The 17,827-nt window shown below is 71.7% G+C and carries 15 protein-coding genes; 8 read left to right on the forward strand and 7 right to left on the reverse strand.

Annotated features, from left to right (window positions below):
- Window positions 1-47: 47 nt before the first annotated feature.
- Window positions 48-2,135, reverse strand: a complete 2,088-nt coding sequence (locus tag J7F03_RS34175; protein WP_214956458.1) for a prolyl oligopeptidase family serine peptidase — start codon at window positions 2,133-2,135, stop codon at window positions 48-50.
- Window positions 2,136-2,232: 97 nt separating this feature from the next.
- Here J7F03_RS34175 and J7F03_RS34180 point away from each other — a divergent pair, with 97 nt between their 5' ends.
- Window positions 2,233-3,792, forward strand: a complete 1,560-nt coding sequence (locus J7F03_RS34180; RefSeq protein WP_308380077.1) for an MFS transporter — start codon at window positions 2,233-2,235, stop codon at window positions 3,790-3,792.
- Between the two features lie 73 nt (window positions 3,793-3,865).
- Here the strand turns inward: J7F03_RS34180 and J7F03_RS34185 are convergent, their stop codons facing one another.
- Window positions 3,866-5,260 (reverse strand): cytochrome P450, encoded by a 1,395-nt coding sequence (locus J7F03_RS34185; RefSeq protein ID WP_214956460.1) that lies wholly within the window; start codon window positions 5,258-5,260, stop codon window positions 3,866-3,868.
- 110 nt (window positions 5,261-5,370) lie between these two features.
- A complete protein-coding gene (locus tag J7F03_RS34190; protein ID WP_251072915.1) occupies window positions 5,371-6,000 on the reverse strand; it encodes an excalibur calcium-binding domain-containing protein in 630 nt (209 codons plus the stop codon).
- A 241-nt stretch (window positions 6,001-6,241) separates the two neighbouring features.
- On the opposite strand from J7F03_RS34190, the gene J7F03_RS34195 reads away from it, so the two are divergent.
- Together J7F03_RS34195 and J7F03_RS34200 are read left to right on the forward strand one after the other, a co-directional pair.
- Complete coding sequence (locus tag J7F03_RS34195) at window positions 6,242-6,874, forward strand: ADP-ribosyltransferase (protein ID WP_214956462.1); 633 nt, start codon at window positions 6,242-6,244, stop codon at window positions 6,872-6,874.
- A gap of 62 nt (window positions 6,875-6,936) precedes the next feature.
- Window positions 6,937-7,257, forward strand: coding sequence for a hypothetical protein (locus tag J7F03_RS34200; RefSeq protein ID WP_214956464.1), 321 nt, complete (start codon window positions 6,937-6,939; stop codon window positions 7,255-7,257).
- A 96-nt stretch (window positions 7,258-7,353) separates the two neighbouring features.
- On the opposite strand, the gene J7F03_RS34205 is transcribed toward J7F03_RS34200, so the two are convergent.
- Window positions 7,354-7,647: a DUF6087 family protein gene (locus J7F03_RS34205; RefSeq protein WP_251072916.1), complete on the reverse strand. Its 294-nt coding sequence runs from the start codon at window positions 7,645-7,647 to the stop codon at window positions 7,354-7,356.
- Here J7F03_RS34205 and J7F03_RS34210 point away from each other — a divergent pair.
- Complete coding sequence (locus J7F03_RS34210) at window positions 7,646-8,050, forward strand: hypothetical protein (RefSeq protein ID WP_214956468.1); 405 nt, start codon at window positions 7,646-7,648, stop codon at window positions 8,048-8,050. The genes J7F03_RS34205 and J7F03_RS34210 overlap by 2 nt on opposite strands.
- Before the next feature lie 161 nt (window positions 8,051-8,211).
- Here J7F03_RS34210 and J7F03_RS34215 read toward each other — a convergent pair whose 3' ends face one another.
- Entirely contained in the window at window positions 8,212-8,895 is a 684-nt protein-coding gene (locus tag J7F03_RS34215) for a DUF4352 domain-containing protein (RefSeq protein ID WP_214956470.1), read from the reverse strand.
- Between the two features lie 146 nt (window positions 8,896-9,041).
- On the opposite strand from J7F03_RS34215, the gene J7F03_RS34220 reads away from it, so the two are divergent.
- Both J7F03_RS34220 and J7F03_RS34225 read left to right on the forward strand, forming a co-directional pair.
- Window positions 9,042-9,203: a hypothetical protein gene (locus J7F03_RS34220; RefSeq protein WP_214956472.1), complete on the forward strand. Its 162-nt coding sequence runs from the start codon at window positions 9,042-9,044 to the stop codon at window positions 9,201-9,203.
- Window positions 9,204-9,484: 281 nt separating this feature from the next.
- On the forward strand, window positions 9,485-9,631 hold the full coding sequence (locus J7F03_RS34225) for a hypothetical protein (RefSeq protein ID WP_214956474.1): 147 nt from the start codon (window positions 9,485-9,487) through the stop codon (window positions 9,629-9,631).
- 205 nt (window positions 9,632-9,836) lie between these two features.
- Here J7F03_RS34225 and J7F03_RS34230 read toward each other — a convergent pair whose 3' ends face one another.
- Together J7F03_RS34230 and J7F03_RS34235 are read right to left on the reverse strand one after the other, a co-directional pair.
- Entirely contained in the window at window positions 9,837-11,366 is a 1,530-nt protein-coding gene (locus J7F03_RS34230) for a UDP-N-acetylglucosamine 1-carboxyvinyltransferase (RefSeq protein WP_112447347.1), read from the reverse strand.
- A gap of 367 nt (window positions 11,367-11,733) precedes the next feature.
- Window positions 11,734-13,656, reverse strand: coding sequence for an amidohydrolase (locus tag J7F03_RS34235; RefSeq protein ID WP_214956476.1), 1,923 nt, complete (start codon window positions 13,654-13,656; stop codon window positions 11,734-11,736).
- 92 nt (window positions 13,657-13,748) lie between these two features.
- On the opposite strand from J7F03_RS34235, the gene J7F03_RS34240 reads away from it, so the two are divergent.
- Both J7F03_RS34240 and acnA read left to right on the forward strand, forming a co-directional pair.
- The gene (locus J7F03_RS34240) at window positions 13,749-14,843 is read left to right on the forward strand and encodes a LacI family DNA-binding transcriptional regulator (protein ID WP_308380078.1); all 1,095 of its coding nucleotides are present in this window, start codon (window positions 13,749-13,751) and stop codon (window positions 14,841-14,843) included.
- Window positions 14,844-14,982: 139 nt separating this feature from the next.
- The gene (gene acnA / locus J7F03_RS34245; protein ID WP_214956478.1) at window positions 14,983-17,712 is read left to right on the forward strand and encodes an aconitate hydratase AcnA; all 2,730 of its coding nucleotides are present in this window, start codon (window positions 14,983-14,985) and stop codon (window positions 17,710-17,712) included.
- The last annotated feature ends 115 nt before the right edge of the window (window positions 17,713-17,827 follow it).

The following is a 17,827-nucleotide window of genomic DNA, read 5'->3' on the forward strand; positions in this document are numbered from 1 at the left end:
GGAGCCGATGACCATCGGCTCCGGGGCCCTCCCGGCGTCCGCGGGCCTCAGGCCAGGCCCAGCTCCTTGCGGAAGAACTCCAGTTCCAGGGCCATGACCTTCTCCCGCACCCCGCCGGGGGTCATGTGGGTGACGCCCGGCAGCGCGAGCAGCTGGTGGGGGCGGCCCGCGTCGTAAAGGGCCTGCGACAGCCGCAGGGTGTGCGACGCGTGGACGTTGTCGTCGGCCAGGCCCGTGACCAGCAGCAGCGGCCGCGACAGCCCCGCCGCGTCGGGGATCAGGCAGTCGCGCTCGTAGACCTCCGGGTGCTCCTGCGGCAGACCCAGGTAGCGCTCGGTGTACGCCGTGTCGTAGTGGCGGAAGTCGGTCGGCGCGGCCCCGGCGGCGGCCGCGTGGAAGACGTCCGGGCGGCGCAGCACCGCGAGCGCGGAGAGGTAGCCGCCGTAGGACCAGCCGCGGATGGCGACCCGGGTCAGGTCGAGGTCGCCGTGGCGTTCCCCGAGCGCGTGCAGGGCGGCGACCTGGTCGTCGAGGGTGACGTCGGAGAAGCCCCGGTACATGGCGTGCGTGAACTTCGGCGAGACGTAGGAGGTGCCGCGGTTGTCGATGGTGATCACGGCGAAGCCCTGGTCGGCCCACCACTGGCGGTGCTGCCAGCGGCGCGGCTCGGCGCTGACGTCCTGCATGCCGGGGCCGCCGTAACTGTCCAGCAGTACGGGCAGCCGCGTGCCGGGGACGTGCCCGCGCGGCAGCACGAGGGCGGTGGGGATCCCGTGCTCGGTGACCCGCTCCAGGGCCGGTACCACCCGGTACGGCAGCGGCTGCGACAGGTCGCCGGGGACGAACTCCCGCCCGTCGGCGGTCCGCAGGACGCGCCGGATCCCCTCCGCGTCGGCGGAGGTCAGCAGCAGCGCGCCGGCGGACGCCTGCACGCAGTGCACTCCGGGCCCGTCCGCGAGCGGGCTCAGCTCGCCCGTGTCCGGATCCAGGAACAGCACCTGCTGCTCGGAGGGGTCCCGCCGGCCGGCCTCGATCAGCAGCCGGTTGCCGTGGACGCCGGCCACCTTGCGGACCTGGATCCCGTCCCCGGTGAGGAGTACGCCGTCCAGCGCGAGCGCGCGGGCGGCGCCGCCGGGGGTGTCGGCGCAGGTGAGCATCCGCCCGTCGGCGAGGCGCGCCGGGGTGCCGGGGAGCATCGGGTCCACCCACTGCGGGTGCGTGGTGCGCGACAGTTCCCGGGTGTGCCCGCCGGCCGGATCGGCGCTCAGCAGGAGGACGTTGCGCTGGAGCCGGTCCTGCACGGTGAGCAGGATCTCGGAGTCTGATTCCCAGCTCGCGTCGGAGACGTACGGGTAGGTCTGCGCGTCCCAGTCGAGGCGGACGGCCGGGTCCCCGTCGGGCCCGAACACCCACAGCTGTACGTCCGCGTTTGGGCCGCCGGCCTCGGGGTAGGCGAAGTCCTCGGCGGGCAGTTCCGGGTGCGCCGGGTCGGCGAACCAGCGCCGCTGGAGGGCGGATTCGTCGACCCGGGCGGCGAGCAGGCTCCGCCCGTCGGGGGACCACCAGTGGCCCCGGTCGCGGCCGAGCTCCTCGGCGGCGGCGAATTCGGAGATGCCCCAGCGGGCCCCGTCGGCGGGGCTGATCCGGCCGCCGGGGGCGGTGTGCAGGGCGTCGTCGGCGACGTACGCGACGCGAGAGCCGTCGGCGTTGGGGCGGGGGTCGAAGACGGGCCCGGCGGTGGGGACCTCCTTGGGCTGCGCGGGCTGCCCGGCTTCCGCGTCGCGGGTGACCTCGTAGAGCCGCCCGTGGAGCGCGAACACCGCGCGCCGGCCGTCGCCGGACAGTGCGTACGAGCCGATCCCGGCGGCCACCAGCCGGGTGCGCTCGCGCAGCCGGCGCTCGGCGACGGGGAGGGGCGCGGGCCCGGGGGACAGTTCGCGGGGGTCGGCGAGCCGGGTCTCGCTGCCGGTGGCGGTGTCCAGGACCCAGAGGGAGTCGAGGGAGTCGGTGGGGCCGGTGGAGCGGAGGAACCAGAGGAGCCGGCCTTCGTCGCCGAAGGCGAAGGCGCGCGGGGCGCCGTAGGTGAACCGGGCGGTGCTCGCGGAGAGCCTGAGGAAGTCATCCATGCGATCCATGGAGTCAGTGTGGCATGTGAAATACCACATAGCATATGTCGCATCGCCTAGGCCGTTCGAGTGGTGACCCCCGGGGGACAGGTTTAGCGTCGAAAAAGTGGACCCGAACGCTTCGCCGAGCAATACCAGTACCGGGACCGACGGCAAGGTCCGAGGCAACGGCGGTGGTCACGGACTCGCTCTGCTCGTGATCGCGTCGTGCCAGCTCATGGTCGTTCTCGACATCACCATCGTGAACATCGCGCTGCCGCACATCCAGACCGCCCTCGACTTCTCCACCGAGAGCCTGTCCTGGGTGGTCAACGCCTACACCCTCACCTTCGGCGGCCTGCTGCTCCTCGGCGGCCGCATCGGCGACATCCTCGGCCGGCGGCGCGTCTTCATCTTCGGCGTACTGCTCTTCGGCCTCGCCTCGCTGCTGGGCGGATTCGCCCAGAACGCGGGCCAGCTGATGGCGGCCCGCGCCCTCCAGGGTGTCGGTGGCGCCATCGCCTCGCCGACCGCGCTCGCGCTGATCACCACGACCTTCCGCGAAGGACCGGAACGCAACCGGGCGTTCGGCGTCTTCGCCGGCGTATCGGCGGGCGGCGGCGCGATCGGACTGCTGGCCGGCGGCGTGCTCGTGGAGTGGCTGGACTGGCGCTGGGTGCTCTTCGTCAACGTCCCCATCGCCCTGCTGATCGCCGTGGCCACCCCGAAGGTGATCCGCGAGTCCGAACGCCACGCCGGACACTTCGACTTCGCGGGAGCCCTGCTCTCCACCGCCGGCATGGTCGCGCTGGTCTACGGATTCATCCGCGCGTCCCAGGACGGCTGGCGGGACGCACTGACGCTCGCCTCCTTCGGGGCGGCCGTGGTCCTGCTGACCCTCTTCGTCATCAACGAGCGGCGCTCGCCACAGCCGATCACCCCGCTGCACATGTTCGCCGACCGCAACCGGGCCGGAACGTACGCGATCATGCTCTTCTTCGCCTGCGCGATCTTCGGCATGTTCTTCTTCCTGACCCTCTTCGTGCAGAACGTGCTGGGCTTCAGCCCGCTGCGGGCCGGACTCGCCTTCCTGCCGGTCAGCGCGATGGTCGCGGTCACGGCGGGGATCACCTCCCAGCTGCTGCCGAAGTTCGGGCCGAAGCCGTTCATGGTGACGGGCTCCCTCCTGTCGGCCGCCGGACTGGCCTGGCTCACGCAGACCGACATCCACTCGACGTACCTGGGCAGCATCCTGGGCCCGATCCTGCTGTTCAGCGCCGGCATGGGCATGCAGTTCGTGTCCCTGACCCTGATGGCCCTCTCGAACGTCACCGACCGGGAGTCGGGCGCGGCCTCCGGACTGCTGAACGCCACGCAGCAGGTGGGCGGTTCGCTCGGACTGTCCATCCTGGTCACTGTCTTCGGCACGGCCAGCCGCAACGAGGCCAAGGACCAGGCGGGCGCCTTCCTGGGCACGGCGACCCCGGAACAGAAGGCCTTCTTCGCCCGCACCAAGCAGTTCCCGAAGCCGTGGAGCGACCAGGTCCTCACCTCGGGCGTGAGCGCCGCCTTCGTGGCGGCGGCCGCCTTCACCCTGATCGCGGCGCTGACCGCGCTCTTCGTCATCCAGGTACGGCCCTCGGACCTCGCCCGGCTGCAGGGCAACCACACCCCGAAACCGGTCTGAGCCGCCGCAGGGGGCGGAGCGGCCCCAGGGCGGGTGGGCCGTCAGCCGCCCCGGCTCCGCTAGCGCCGGCGCGTCACGCGTCCACGCGCCGGACCCGGCAGCGCGCCGGACCCTGGGTCTGCAGGGTGATCCCGGCGCTGACGGGGACCTCGGTGTCCACCGCCTCGAACTCGTAGGCCCGCAGGATCATCGACAGCGCGATCACCGACTCCAGCATCGAGAAGTGCTGCCCGATGCAGGCGCGCGGCCCCCCGCCGAAGGGGAACCAGGCGTAGCGCGGCCGGGCAGCCTCCGCCTCCGGGGTGAACCGGTCGGGGTCGAAGCGCTCGGGGTCCGGCCAGTAGCGGGGGTGGCGGTGGGTCACCCACGGCGCCAGGATCACGTCGGCGCCCGCCGGGATCGTGTGCCCGTCGACCTCGGCCGCGGCGACCGAGCTCCGGCCGATGGTGGGGGCCGCCGGGTAGAGCCGCATGGCCTCCTTGAGCACCTGTGTGAGGTACGGGAGGCGGTCGAGGTCGGCGGCCCCGGGCGTACGGTCGCCCAGGACGGCGGCGATCTCGGCACGGGCCCGGCTCTGGATCCCGGGGTGGCGGCCGAGCAGGTGCAGGGAGAAGGCCAGCGAGGTGGCAGTGGTCTCGTGCCCGGCGAGCAGGAAGATCAGGACCTGCTCGCGCAGTTCGGTGGCGTCGAACTCCCCGTCGCCCGCGCTCGTGGCGGCGGCGAGCAGCGACAGCAGGTCCTTGCCCTCGCCCTCGCCGGCGGCGCCGCCCCGGCGCTCGGCGATGATCGCGTCGCAGACGCCGTACAGCTCGTCCAGGGCGGCGGCCGCCCGCTTGTTGTCCGGCGTGGGCCAGCTGCGGGGGACGTTGAGGGGGGAGTAGCCGCGGCGCAGCGCGTATTCGGTGATGACCGGAAAGCATCGGTGCACGACATCGGCGGTGGCGTCCACATCGGTGCCGAAGAGGATCCGGGAGACCGCGCGCAGCGCGAGGACCATCATCTCGTCCGCGACGTCGACGGTCGCGTCCGCGGCCTTCTCCCAGGCGGCCAGGGTCGAGGCGGTCTCGTCCGCGACGGCGCGGGCGTACCCGTCCACCCGGCGCTTGGTGAACAGCGGCTGGACCAGCCGCCGCTGGCGCAGGTAGTCCTCGTCCTGGCTGGTCAGCAGACCGTTGCCGAAGGAGTCGCGGACCTCCTGGTAGACGGCGTTGTCCTTGCGGAAGTTGGCCGCCTGCGTGGCCAGGACCTGCTGGACGCCCTCCGCCGAGAACACGCAGTGCAGCTCGGCGCGCAGCCCGGGCGGGCCGGCGGTGATCCGGACGACGTCGCCGTGCTCGCGCATCGCCCGCAGGTACGTACCGAGCGAGTCCGACTTCAGGTCGGCGAGCGAGCCGAGCAGCGGGGTACCCGCGAGGACGGGCGTTCGCGTACCGGAGCGGTTGCCCGCCCGTGTTGTCTCTGCTGCCATGGCCCCGTCCTCAGCGCTGTACCGACGGGCTCGATTCTGCAGGCCGCCGCCGCCACGGACGAGGCCTGTCACGGCATACGGCCGAATACCGCCGCTGCCTTCCGGCCCGGCTATTTGTCGCAGGCGATGCCGTCGTTGTCGCGGTCGAGGTGCTTGCCGTAGCCGGGCTGGCCGCGCCGGATGGGGGCGGCGCCGGCGGCCTTGGCCTCGGCGCAGTTCTTGTAGCTGACGTCCTTGGGGCCGGGGGCCGGGGTCGGGGAGGACGCCGGTGCCGGCTTCGTCTTGCCCGGAGTCGGGGCGGGGGTCGGGGCGGGGGCCGGGGTCTTGGCGGGGCGCAGGGCGGCACCGGCCTGCTCCGGGCACGGGGTGCCGGGGGCGACGAGCGAGATCTCGACGGCGGTGGCGGGCGGCAGCGGGCTCCCGGCCGCCGGGGTCTGGAAGCAGACCGCCCACTGCGCGTGGTCGGCAGCCAGCGGGACGTCGACGTAGGCGCTGCGGACCTCGACCGGCTTGGTGACGAGCGGTTTGACGAGGGACTCGGCCTCGGCGGACTTCGTGCCGACGAGCGCGGGCATCGCGGGCGGCCCGGCGGACGCGCTCGGCGACGGTGCCGGACCGGGCTTGTCGGCACTCTTCGACGCGTCCGCGCCCTCACAGCCGGCGACCGCCAGGACGAGGGCCCCCGCCATCGCCGCCGTCACGAGAACGCTGCGGCCCCGGTGCCCGCTCCGCTGAAACATGTGCCCCCCATGGCCGTCCCGCACTGATCCGCCGCAGCATACGCGGACCGGCGCCGCGCGTACGGCGAACAGGTGTCCCGTGGCCGGCAGGCCGGTCCGCGGGGGCGCCGGAGCGGCCTCCGCCGAAGGATCGTTCCTCCTTCAACTCGCCGCGATCTCAAGGCAGTCGGGCTCGCGGCGACACGCTCACCATCGGGTGAGGATGCCTCCGCGGGCGGCGCCGGGACGCGAGGGTGGGCGCATGATCACTTCCGTCCTGCGGCGGCGCGCCGCCGTGCTCGCGACCGCCCTCGCCGCCGCCCTGCTGCCCCCGGCCTCCGCCTCGGCCTCCGCGCCCGCCGCCGCGTCCGCCTCCCTGCGCGCGGCCGCCCCCGCGAACTCGTGTCCCCGGGTCCAGAACCACCTCTTCGCCGCCGCCGACGAACGCGTCGAGGTGGAGCGGATCACGCCCTCCCCGTCCTGGCGCATCAACTGCAAGCAGCTCTACCGATCGGACGGCCGCCCGCCGTCCGTGGTCTTCGAGGAGGGCTTCCTGCCCAAGGACACCCTGAACGGCCAGTACGACATCGAGAGCTACGTCCTGGCCAACCAGGCCTCTCCGTACGTCTCCACGACCTACGACCACGACCTGTACAAGTCCTGGAAGAGCGGCTGGAACTACTACATCGACGCCCCGGGCGGGGTGGACGTCAACCACACCATCGGCGACACCCACAAGTACGCCTCCCAGGTGGAGGTGGCCTTCCCGGGCGGCATCGCGCGCTCGTTCATCGTGGCGGTCTGCCCGGTGGACAAGGTGAAGAAGGTCGAGATCATGGACCAGTGCGAGGACAACCCGTACTACGAGCCCTGGCGCGCGAACTACCCTGGCTGAGTCCACGGCGAGGCGGTCGGAGCCCTGTCCTCCGCCCCGCCGGCCCTGGAAGCATCCCGTGCATGAAGAAGTTCACGCGCGCCGCCGCCACCCTGATCCTGTCCGTCGCCGCCCTGGGCCTCTCGCTGCCCACCACCGGCGCGGCCCTCGCGGGCAACTGCCCCACGTGCATCGACAACACCTCCGTCACCGCCGAACTCGGCCCGGCCTGGGGTGGTCAGATCGCACCGGCGGGCGGCTGCGGCAACTGCTGGAGCGACTCCGCGCTCGCCGACCCGGGCCCGGCCCGGCAGGTCCGGATCGCACCGGCGAACTGCGCCACGTGCTGGCCGTCGGGAGTCACCGACCCGGCTCGCTGGAACGGCGGCTACGGCGACGCGTAGGCCGCCCGTTCCGCGCGCACGCGCGGGGGACCGGAAACCTTCCGGCCCGCACGGCTCCCCGCCTCCCGGTGCTGCGGGAGGCGGGGGCCTTGCTGTTCAGGTTCTGCGGTGGCGGCCTGTACCTGGGGCCAGCGGGCTGCCCGGACGTACTGGTTGCGATGGAGGGGCTGGAGGGGGCGGGTTGAGCAGCCGCAGGGCGGCGGCGTAGTCCTCGACGGTGGTCACCGGCTGCCAGGCGTAGCCGTCCCACTCGAGGATCAGCCGCGGGGCGTCCGGGTCGACGTGCGCGGCCCGCTGGTGGCCGGCGCCGAGGGTGACAGCCTTCTTCTCTCCCACCGGCCGCAGCCTCTTCTCGCGGCGGGCCGCCCATCGTTCCAAGGGCTCGTCCATGGTCATACCTCCGTCCGGCGAGGGCAGCACCTTACCGGTCCGGAAACGGCGACGGCCCGCACGGCTGCGGCGCGAGGCCGCGGACGAGGAGCGCAGGGAGGAGGAGACCGGAAACTACGGTGGGAGGGTCCGGGAGGCGCTGGGAGGCGCCGAGCGGATGTACGCGGAGGACGACAAGGCGTTCGCGGAGGGTCGACCGGAGCCTGACAGGCCCAAGCTCCTCACCGCCATCGGGGAGGAGACGGGCGTATCGCTGCTGCCGCCCGCCGAGCTGCGCTGTGTGCGGGAGCGCTACAGCGACAAGGCGAAGGAGCACAAGGAGGGGAAGGCGGCCCTGACCGTGGCACGGGACGAGTTCGTGAAAGCGGCCGGCGACTGGGTCAGCGGCGAGGACAGCAAGTAGGTCGTGGACATGCAGAGAGGGCCCCCGCCGGTCCGGTCTGCTGCCGGGGCGGGGCTCCGCGTGGGATCAGCGGGCGTCGTAGCTGCCGCGCCAGTCGACGCTGCCGCACCTGCGCGGGTGAGCGGTTGTCCTCCCAGGGCTTGGTGGCTCCTTGTCCTGGGTCAACTGACGGGCGCGCTGTACGTGGTGCCCAGAAGGCCGTTCTTGAAGTACACCTTGGCCGGGGTGACGTCGCCCTTCACGGTGATCGTGCCGGACGCCTTCTCTCCGGGGCGCAGGGTGACGGGGTCTATCTGGTCCTCGGCGCCGAACAGCTCGGCGTTGTGCTTGGCGCCGTCGGTGTCGGTGACCTCGAACAACAGCGTCGAGATCGACACCTCCTTGGCGCTGTTGTTGACGACGGTGACCTTGACGGCGGTGAAGTCGCCGTCGGTGGTGAGGACCGTGGGCTTGAACGTGGTCTTCGACGCGGTGAGGGAGACGTCCGGCTTGACCTCCGTCTTCGGCTTCGGGGCCTCGGTCTTCGGCGCCTCGGTCGTGGGCGTCACGGGAGCGGGGGCCTTGGCCGACTGATCCGCCGGGGTCGTCGTGGCCGTGGTAGACGTCGAGGCCGTGGGCTCCGCGTCACCGATCAGGGCGCCGCAGGCACCGAGCAGGACCAGGAGGCCGGCCGCTCCGGCGCAGCCGATGCCGACCTTCTTGCCGGTGGAGGGCTTCTGCGGGGTGGGGGGCTGCTGGCCCCAGCCGGGCTGACCGTACGGCTGCTGCGGCGGGTAGCCGTACGCGGGGGGCTGGTTCGGCTGCTGGGGGTAGCCGTAGCCGTAGCCGGGAGGCGGAGTGGTCATGTGAGTCTCCTGGTCTGCGTATTTGAACAGCGCTCAAGGTACACAAACTGTTGAAGTGTGAGTGGCGTCGATCATGGGTTGAGATGGGCATGGCGACGGCCCCCGCCGGGATGACGGGGGCCGTGTCCGGCATCTGACTTCGCAGCGTGCGCTACGCCCGGTTCGCTGCCTGCTCGCAGGGGGAGCGGGCGATCCGTGTGCGCCGGTACAAGACGGAACTCGCGGTCTTGGTGCCGGCCGACTGGTACGAGCGCGCGGTGGCCGCCACCGGTGAGCCGGGGATCGAACCGCCGGCCGCCAATTCCTGATTCCCGTTCTCCAGGCCCCCGTCCACGCGGCGGGGGTTTTCGCTGCCCGCTCACGCCGACCCCCGGATACCTGCGCGGACCTGGGCGGCCCGATCCGCGTTCCACTGCCGGCGCCCTGCGTGTGCCCGGGTGTTGGTGCCGGCCAGTCGCGCTGCGGCGTGGTCCAGCTCGCCACGGCAATCACCACAGATGCTTTTGAGTTCCGCAGGGCGCGGCTGATGAGCCGGCCGTACGCGTCGCGCACGTCTTGTCCGGTGAGGTGGCGGTGGACCCGGTCGGCGATGCGCGCGATGTCCCCGCTGCTCTCGGCAACTGCCCGCTCGATCGCCTTCGAGGCGAGGGCGTACTGGCCGCTGCTCAGCTCCAGCGGCAGTAGCCGCAGTACGCGGTACGCCGTTGCCGAGATCGTGGTGGGGAGCTTCTGCTGAGGTTCCGGCGTAGCCGCTTCCACCTCGGCCACTGCCTGCGGGAACGTCTCTTCGGCCGGGTTTTCCACAGGGCCTCGCGCTAGTACGGAGGACGCCCTAAGGACGGAACCGCGGGAGACCTTGCGCTGAGAGACGTTTCCGCAGGTCAGGGGGCGGATTCCGGGACATCGCCGCAGGCGGCTTATGACCCGGTATGCCCAACTCCTCAGATGTCGCGGAAGATCTCGATCTGCGCGCCCACCGAGTTGAGGCGTTCCGCCAGTTCCTCGTAGCCGCGGTTGATGACGTAGACGTTGCGCAGGACCGAGGTGCCCTCGGCCGCCATCATCGCCAGGAGGACGACCACCGCCGGGCGCAGGGCCGGCGGGCACATCATTTCCGCCGCGCGCCAGCGGGTGGGGCCCTCGACCAGGACGCGGTGCGGGTCCAGGAGCTGGAGGCGGCCGCCGAGGCGGTTGAGGTCCGTCAGGTAGATGGCCCGGTTGTCGTACACCCAGTCGTGGATCAGGGTCTGGCCCTGGGCCACGGCCGCGATGGCGGCGAAGAAGGGGACGTTGTCGATGTTCAGCCCGGGGAAGGGCATCGGGTGGATCTTGTCGATCGGCGCTTCGAGCTTCGACGGGCGGACGGTGAGGTCCACCAGGCGGGTGCGGCCGTTGTCGGCGGTGTACTCCGGCGAGCGGTCGTGGTCGAGCCCCATCTCCTCCAGGACCGCGAGCTCGATCTCCATGAACTCGATCGGGACCCGGCGGATGGTCAGCTCGGACTCGGTGACCACGGCCGCGGCCAGCAGGCTCATCGCCTCGACCGGGTCCTCGGAGGGGGAGTAGTCCACGTCCACGTCGATGTTCGGAACGCCGTGGACCGTCAGGGTCGTGGTGCCGACGCCGTCCACCCGGACGCCGAGGGCCTCCAGGAAGAAGCACAGGTCCTGGACCATGTAGTTGGAGGAGGCGTTGCGGATGACCGTGGTCCCGTCGTGGCGGGCGGCGGCCAGCAGCGCGTTCTCGGTGACGGTGTCCCCGCGCTCGGTCAGCACGATCGGGCGGTCCGGGGAGACCCCGGCCTCGACCTGGGCGTGGTAGATGCCCTCGGTCGCGGTGATGTCCAGGCCGAAGCGGCGCAGGGCGATCATGTGCGGCTCGATGGTGCGGGTGCCGAGGTCGCAGCCGCCGGCGTAGGGCAGCTTGAAGTGGTCCATCCGGTGCAGCAGGGGACCCAGGAACATGATGATGCTCCGGGTCCGGCGAGCCGCGTCCGCGTCCATGGCGTCCATGTCGAGGCGGGCGGGCGGTACGAGTTCCAGGTCGACGCCGTCGTTGATCCAGCGGGTGCGGACGCCGATGGAGTTCAGGACCTCCAGGAGGCGGTAGACCTCCTCGATGCGGGCGACCCGCCTCAGCACCGTGCGGCCCTTGTTGAGCAGCGAGGCGCACAGCAGGGCGACGCACGCGTTCTTGCTCGTCTTGACGTCGATGGCGCCGGACAGCCGGCGGCCGCCGACCACGCGCAGGTGCATCGGACCGGCGTAGCCCAGAGAGACGATTTCGCTGTCGAGGGCTTCCCCGATGCGGGCGATCATCTCAAGGCTGATGTTCTGGTTGCCGCGCTCGATCCGGTTCACGGCACTCTGGCTGGTGCCGAGTGCGTCGGCGAGCTGACTCTGTGTCCAGCCCCGGTGCTGCCGGGCGTCACGGATGAGCTTGCCGATGCGTACGAGGTAGTCGTCTGCCATGTCTGCACCGTATCTCAGATATGAGATTCCGCCCGCGCCGGGTGTGGCAGACGGGTGTTACCAGGCGTCAGCTCCCATGGTGGGGCCGGAGCGCGCGTGGTGCGCGACGAGCCGGCCGGGCGACCGAGTGAGCGGCTCCCACTCCTGTGCGGACAAAGGGGGGCAACAGCCGCGCCCAGCGCCTGATGGTGGAGGGACTGGGCGGGGACAGATGCCCGCAAAGGGCACTACGCGACGCTGGTCGCCCCGGAGGAGGCACGGCCTCGCGGGCTGAGCCGCCGAAGCCGTGCCGCCGAAGCCGTGCCGCCGAAGCCGTGCCGCTGAAGCCCGGCCGCCGAAGCCCGGCCGCCGGGCTCGGCTGCCGGCCTCAGTGCCCGCAGGCGTGGTGGCGGCCCCGGCCGGCGCCGTGGACCGCCGCGTACGAGGCCGGGCGCGGGCCCGCCGCCGCGGCGCGGGCCACCCGCGCCGAAGCCGTCCGCCCCGACGCCGATTCCGCGTCGTGCACCACACGGCCGCCGACCAGGGTCATCCGTACCCCCGTCCCGCTGATGTCGGCCACCGGACAGCGCGTCACATCCCGGTCCAGCACCACCAGGTCCGCGGCCTTGCCCGCCTCCACGGTGCCGGTCAGCTCCTCCTGGCGAAGCTGCCACGCCGTTCCCGACGTGTGCATGCGCAACACCGAGTCCCGGCTCAGCCCCTCGAGCTCCCGGTACAGCTCGCCCTCCCCGGAGGCGCCCTGCCGGTCGATCGCGGTCCGCAGCTGGTTCCACACCTGGAGGGCGTCCACGGGCCAGTCGGAGCCGCCGGTCAGCCGCGCGCCCGCCTTCTCCAGGCTGCGCGCCGGGTACATCCACCGGTGCCGCTCGGGCCCGATGTAGGGGAGCAGCGCCTCCATCGTCCAGGTGTCCTTCGCCGCCCACTGGAGCTGCATGCACGCCGCGACGCCCAGCTGCGCGAAGCGCCGCAGGTCCGCCGGGTCCACGATCTGCAGGTGGGCCACCGCGTTGCGGGCGTCCCGGTGCCCCGTCACCCGCCGGGCGTACGCGTATCCGTCCAGAGCGGTGCGTACCGCCCGGTCTCCGAGCCCGTGGGCGTGCATCTGCCAGCCCGCTCGGTTGAAGGCGGCGCTGAGCCGGCCGTAGTCCGCCGCCGAGGTGTAGAGCTCGCCCCGGTTCGCGGTCGGCCCGCCGTTCCCGTCGAGGTACGGCTCCAGCAGGGCGGCCGTTTGCGCCGGGTACTCGATGACCCCGTCCAGGAACACCTTGATCATCCCGAACCGGAGCCCCCGCACCCCCTCGAACTCCCGCCGCAGGCCCCGCGCGTACGCGAGCGAGCCCGCCGGGTCCTTGGCCTGCTCCGCGTCCAGCCGGATCGCCGGAACGATCCGCTGCGGCAGCTTGCCCGCCGCCGAGAGCGCCTGGTACAGCTCCAGCTCGCGCCGTCCCACCAGGGCGTCCATCATCGTCGTGACCCCGCAGGCGGCCGCCAGCTCCAGCGCCTCGGCGCACGCCGCGACCAGTTCGGCCCGGGTGCGCTCCGGTACGAACCGCTTCACCAGCCCCTGCGCGTCGTCCTTGAGGACGCCCGTCGGCTGCCCGTCCGCGCCCTTGACCACCTTCCCGCCGACCGGGTCGGGCGTGGCCGCCGTGATCCCGGCGATGTCCAGGGCCCGCTGATTGGCCCACAGGTTGTGCCCGTCGCCGCCGACCAGGACGACCGGCCGCCGGGTGGGGAGCGCGTCCAGCATCGAGTGGTGCGGAGCGGTGCCCACGGGGAGCAGCCCGACCGGGTTCCAGTCCTCCACCACCAGCCAGCCGTCGGGTTCGGCGCCCGCGCCGCCGGTGTCGGCGAGGAAGCCGGTCAGGATCTCCCTGAGCTCCTGCGGGGTGGTCTCCGCGCCGTCCAGGGAGGGGGACAGCGAGCGCTCCCCGGCGCCGAGCGGGTGGACGTGGCCGTCGTGGATCCCGCTCATCACAGTGTTGCCGCGGGCGTCGACCACCTCGGTGTCCCGGCCCACGTACCGGCGCAGCGCCGCGTCGGTCCCGGTGGCCAGGATCTTCCCGTCCCGGCCGACCGCGACGGCCTCCACGGGCCCCCGGTGAGCGGTCCCGGTGAACACCGAGGCATTGCGGACCACCAGGGCGGCCGAACCCCGCCCGCCGGAAGGAGCGGCGGAAGCGGCCGCGGCGGGCCCCGCGCCCAGCAGGCCCGCCGCGCCGGCGGCCCCGGCGGCGGCGAGGAGCCCCCGACGGGAAAGGGGGGACAGAGGGGAGGAAGAAGACTGCATGCCCACTCCAAACGTTGGTGTGGCCAGCACGCTGTTTGATTAAGGGCTTAACCGGAACCCGCCTCCGGCGACGGAATCCGTACGATGACGCCGTGCCCGCCCCCCTTCACGCGCCCGCGCCCGTCCCGATGCCCGCGCCCGTGCCCGGTCCGACCCTCGCCGACATCGCGCGCGCCGCGGAGGTCTCCACCGCGACCGTCTCGCACGCGCTCAACGGCACCGGGCGCCTCGGCGAGTCCACCCGCCGCCGGGTGCGCGAGGTGGCCGGCGCCCTCGGCTACGGAGGCCGGCGCGGCCCGCACAACCGCAGCCTCGGCATCGCCGTGACCACGTACGCGGGGTTCGCCTGGGACTTCGCGCGGATCGCCTACTTCTCCCGGCTGCTCATCGCCGCCACCTCGGCGGCGCACGCCCACGGCTACGCCCTGACCACGCTGCCCGCCGACCGGGGCGCCGAGCCGCTGTGGCACACCCTGGCGGTCGACGGGATGCTGCTGCTCGACAGTCCGGCCGACGACCCGGTGCTGCGCGCACTGCGGGCGCGCGGTCTGCCGGTGGTCTTCGACGGCCCCCCGGTCGATCCCCGGCCGGGGGACGTGTGGGTGGACAACGACCACACCGCCACCACCCGCGAGGTACTGGACCACCTCGCGGCCTCCGGCGCCCGGCGGATCGCGCTGCACGCGGGCTACGGCCGGGAGTTCTACACCGGGGCCGTCACGTCAGCCTATGAACACTGGTGCGCCGGGCACGGCCGGGCTCCGCTCGTGGTCCCTTTCGACCCCGACGACGCGGCCGGGCACGCCTTCGACTCCGCGTTCGCGGGGCCGGACAGGCCCGACGCCGTCTACTGCGTATACGACCCGGGGGGCCAGCAGGTGCTGGCCGCCGCCGCGCGCCATGGCATCCGTATCCCCGGACGTGTCCCCGCCCGGATGTCCGACGGCGGGCCGGGGGAGGACGGGCAGGGCGGGCTGCTGCTGGTCTGCGCCAGCGAGGACCCGGCGTACGCCGAGAACGAACCCTCCGTGACCACCGTCACCTTCAACCCGGAGCGGATCGCCGAATCGGCGGTTTCGTCCCTGGTCAAGCTGATCGAATCCGGACATGCGGAATCGCCTGGCAGGCTGACGGTACCGGCGGGGTTGTGGGTGCGTGCCTCGTCCCGGCCCCCTCGCATGTACTAGAGTTATCTCGACATCGAGATATCTGCCCCTGACGTACCGCAGCCGTCCCGCTGGTAAGGGTTACCTAACTTAGCCTCACCTTAGCGGATTGGCCAGAGTGCCTCGCGGCAGGATTGCGGTAATACGCGCGAATTCATGCATGAAGGAGACTGTCGTGTCGGCGAACAGCTTCGACGCCCGCAGCACGCTGCAGGTGGGCGACGAGTCGTACGAGATCTTCAAGCTGGACAAGGTCGAGGGCTCTGCCCGCCTTCCCTACAGCCTGAAGGTCCTGCTGGAGAACCTGCTCCGTACCGAGGACGGCGCGAACATCACCGCCGACCACATCCGGTCGCTCGGCAACTGGGACTCGCAGGCCCAGCCCAGCGAGGAGATCCAGTTCACGCCGGCCCGCGTGATCATGCAGGACTTCACCGGTGTTCCCTGCGTCGTGGACCTCGCCACCATGCGCGAGGCCGTGAAGGCCCTCGGCGGCGACCCGTCCAAGATCAACCCGCTGGCGCCGGCCGAGCTGGTCATCGACCACTCCGTCATCGCCGACAAGTTCGGCACCAATGAGGCGTTCGCCCAGAACGTGGAGCTGGAGTACGGCCGCAACAAGGAGCGCTACCAGTTCCTGCGCTGGGGCCAGACCGCCTTCGACGAGTTCAAGGTCGTCCCCCCGGGCACCGGCATCGTCCACCAGGTCAACATCGAGCACCTGGCCCGTACGGTCATGGTCCGCAACGGCCAGGCGTACCCCGACACCCTCGTCGGCACCGACTCGCACACCACGATGGTCAACGGCCTGGGCGTACTGGGCTGGGGCGTCGGCGGCATCGAGGCCGAGGCCGCGATGCTGGGCCAGCCGGTCTCCATGCTGATCCCGCGCGTCGTCGGCTTCAAGCTGACCGGCGAGCTGCCGGCCGGCACCACCGCCACCGACCTCGTGCTGACCATCACCGAGATGCTCCGCAAGCACGGCGTCGTCGGCAAGTTCGTCGAGTTCTACGGCGAGGGCGTCTCCGCCACCTCGCTGGCGAACCGCGCCACCATCGGCAACATGTCGCCCGAGTTCGGCTCCACCGCCGCGATCTTCCCGATCGACGACGAGACGCTGAAGTACCTGCGCCTGACCGGTCGCGACGCCCAGCAGGTCGCGCTCGTCGAGGCGTACGCGAAGGCCCAGGGCCTGTGGCTGGACCCGGCCGCCGAGCCGGACTTCTCCGAGAAGCTGGAGCTCGACCTCTCCACGGTCGTCCCCTCCATCGCCGGCCCGAAGCGCCCGCAGGACCGCATCGTCCTCGCCAACGCCTCGCAGCAGTTCGGCCAGGACGTGCGCAACTACGTCGAGGACGACGACGAGGCGGGCAAGGAGTCCTTCCCGGCCTCCGACTCCCCGGCCGCCGCCGACGGCGTGCCGACCCGCCCGACCCTGGTCACCCTGGCCGACGGCTCCTCCTTCGAGATCGACCACGGCGCCGTCACGGTCGCCGCGATCACCTCGTGCACCAACACCTCGAACCCGTACGTCATGGTCGCCGCGGCGCTCGTGGCGAAGAAGGCGGTCGAGAAGGGCCTGGCCCGCAAGCCGTGGGTCAAGACCACCCTGGCCCCGGGCTCGAAGGTCGTCACCGACTACTTCGACAAGGCCGGCCTCACCCCGTACCTCGACAAGATGGGCTTCAACCTCGTCGGGTACGGCTGCACCACCTGCATCGGCAACTCCGGTCCGCTGGACGAGGAGATCTCGAAGGCGATCAACGAGCACGACCTCGCGGTCACCTCGGTGCTCTCCGGCAACCGCAACTTCGAGGGCCGGATCAACCCCGACGTCAAGATGAACTACCTGGCCTCCCCGCCGCTGGTCGTCGCGTACGCCATCGCGGGCTCCATGAAGGTGGACATCACCAAGGACGCCATCGGCATCGACACCGAGGGCAAGCCGGTCTTCCTGAAGGACATCTGGCCCTCCGAGGCCGAGGTCAACGACGTCGTGGCGAACGCCATCGGCGAGGACATGTTCAACAAGTCCTACCAGGACGTCTTCGCGGGCGACGCCCAGTGGCAGGCGCTGTCGATCCCGACCGGCAACACCTTCGAGTGGGACCCGCAGTCCACCTACGTGCGCAAGCCCCCTTACTTCGAGGGCATGACGATGGAGACCACCCCGGTCTCCGACATCGCCGGCGCCCGCGTGCTGGCGAAGCTGGGCGACTCGGTCACCACCGACCACATCTCCCCGGCCGGTGCGATCAAGGCCGACACCCCGGCCGGCAAGTACCTCACGGAGCACGGCGTCGAGCGCCGCGACTTCAACTCGTACGGTTCCCGCCGCGGCAACCACGAGGTCATGATCCGCGGTACCTTCGCCAACATTCGCCTCCGCAACCAGATCGCGGCGGGCACCGAGGGCGGCTTCACCCGCGACTTCACCGTCGAGGGCGCGCCCGTCGCCTTCATCTACGACGCCTCGCAGAACTACCAGGCCGCCGGCATCCCGCTGGTCATCCTGGCGGGCAAGGAGTACGGCTCGGGCTCGTCCCGCGACTGGGCGGCCAAGGGCACGGCGCTGCTCGGCGTCAAGGCCGTCATCGCGGAGTCCTACGAGCGCATCCACCGCTCCAACCTGATCGGCATGGGCGTCCTGCCCCTGCAGTTCCCCGAGGGCGCCACAGCGGCCTCCCTGGGCCTCACCGGCGAGGAGACCTTCTCCTTCACCGGTGTGGAGGAGCTGAACAACGGCACCACCCCGCGCACCGTCAAGGTGACCACCGACACCGGCGTGGAGTTCGACGCGGTCGTCCGCATCGACACCCCCGGTGAGGCGGACTACTACCGCAACGGCGGCATCATGCAGTACGTGCTCCGCAACCTCATCCGCGGCTGAGCGCATAACGGCACCAAAGGGCCGTACCTCCGTTAAGGGGGTACGGCCCTTCCGTTTCTGCGGGCGGCTCCGACGTCCAAGTCAGGTGACGGTGAGGTCTCAACTCGGAAAAGCC

Origin of the sequence: Streptomyces sp. ISL-43 (assembly GCF_018614195.1) — a bacterium.
GTDB lineage: Bacteria > Actinomycetota > Actinomycetes > Streptomycetales > Streptomycetaceae > Streptomyces.

Bases quoted from the DNA above. Each gene is read 5' to 3' on its own strand.
- J7F03_RS34175 (WP_214956458.1), bottom strand. From the start codon at position 2,135: ATGGATCGCATGGATGACTTCCTCAGGCTCTCCGCGAGCACCGCCCGG.
- J7F03_RS34200 (WP_214956464.1), top strand. From the start codon at position 6,937: ATGAAGAAGTTCACGCGCGCCGCCGCCACCCTGATCCTGTCCGTCGCC.
- J7F03_RS34195 (WP_214956462.1), top strand. From the start codon at position 6,242: ATGATCACTTCCGTCCTGCGGCGGCGCGCCGCCGTGCTCGCGACCGCC.
- J7F03_RS34210 (WP_214956468.1), top strand. From the start codon at position 7,646: ATGGTCATACCTCCGTCCGGCGAGGGCAGCACCTTACCGGTCCGGAAA.
- J7F03_RS34235 (WP_214956476.1), bottom strand. From the start codon at position 13,656: ATGCAGTCTTCTTCCTCCCCTCTGTCCCCCCTTTCCCGTCGGGGGCTC.
- J7F03_RS34185 (WP_214956460.1), bottom strand. From the start codon at position 5,260: ATGGCAGCAGAGACAACACGGGCGGGCAACCGCTCCGGTACGCGAACG.
- J7F03_RS34215 (WP_214956470.1), bottom strand. From the start codon at position 8,895: ATGACCACTCCGCCTCCCGGCTACGGCTACGGCTACCCCCAGCAGCCG.
- J7F03_RS34190 (WP_251072915.1), bottom strand. From the start codon at position 6,000: ATGTTTCAGCGGAGCGGGCACCGGGGCCGCAGCGTTCTCGTGACGGCG.
- J7F03_RS34205 (WP_251072916.1), bottom strand. From the start codon at position 7,647: ATGGACGAGCCCTTGGAACGATGGGCGGCCCGCCGCGAGAAGAGGCTG.
- J7F03_RS34225 (WP_214956474.1), top strand. From the start codon at position 9,485: ATGCGCGCGATGTCCCCGCTGCTCTCGGCAACTGCCCGCTCGATCGCC.
- J7F03_RS34230 (WP_112447347.1), bottom strand. From the start codon at position 11,366: ATGGCAGACGACTACCTCGTACGCATCGGCAAGCTCATCCGTGACGCC.
- acnA (WP_214956478.1), top strand. From the start codon at position 14,983: ATGAAGGAGACTGTCGTGTCGGCGAACAGCTTCGACGCCCGCAGCACG.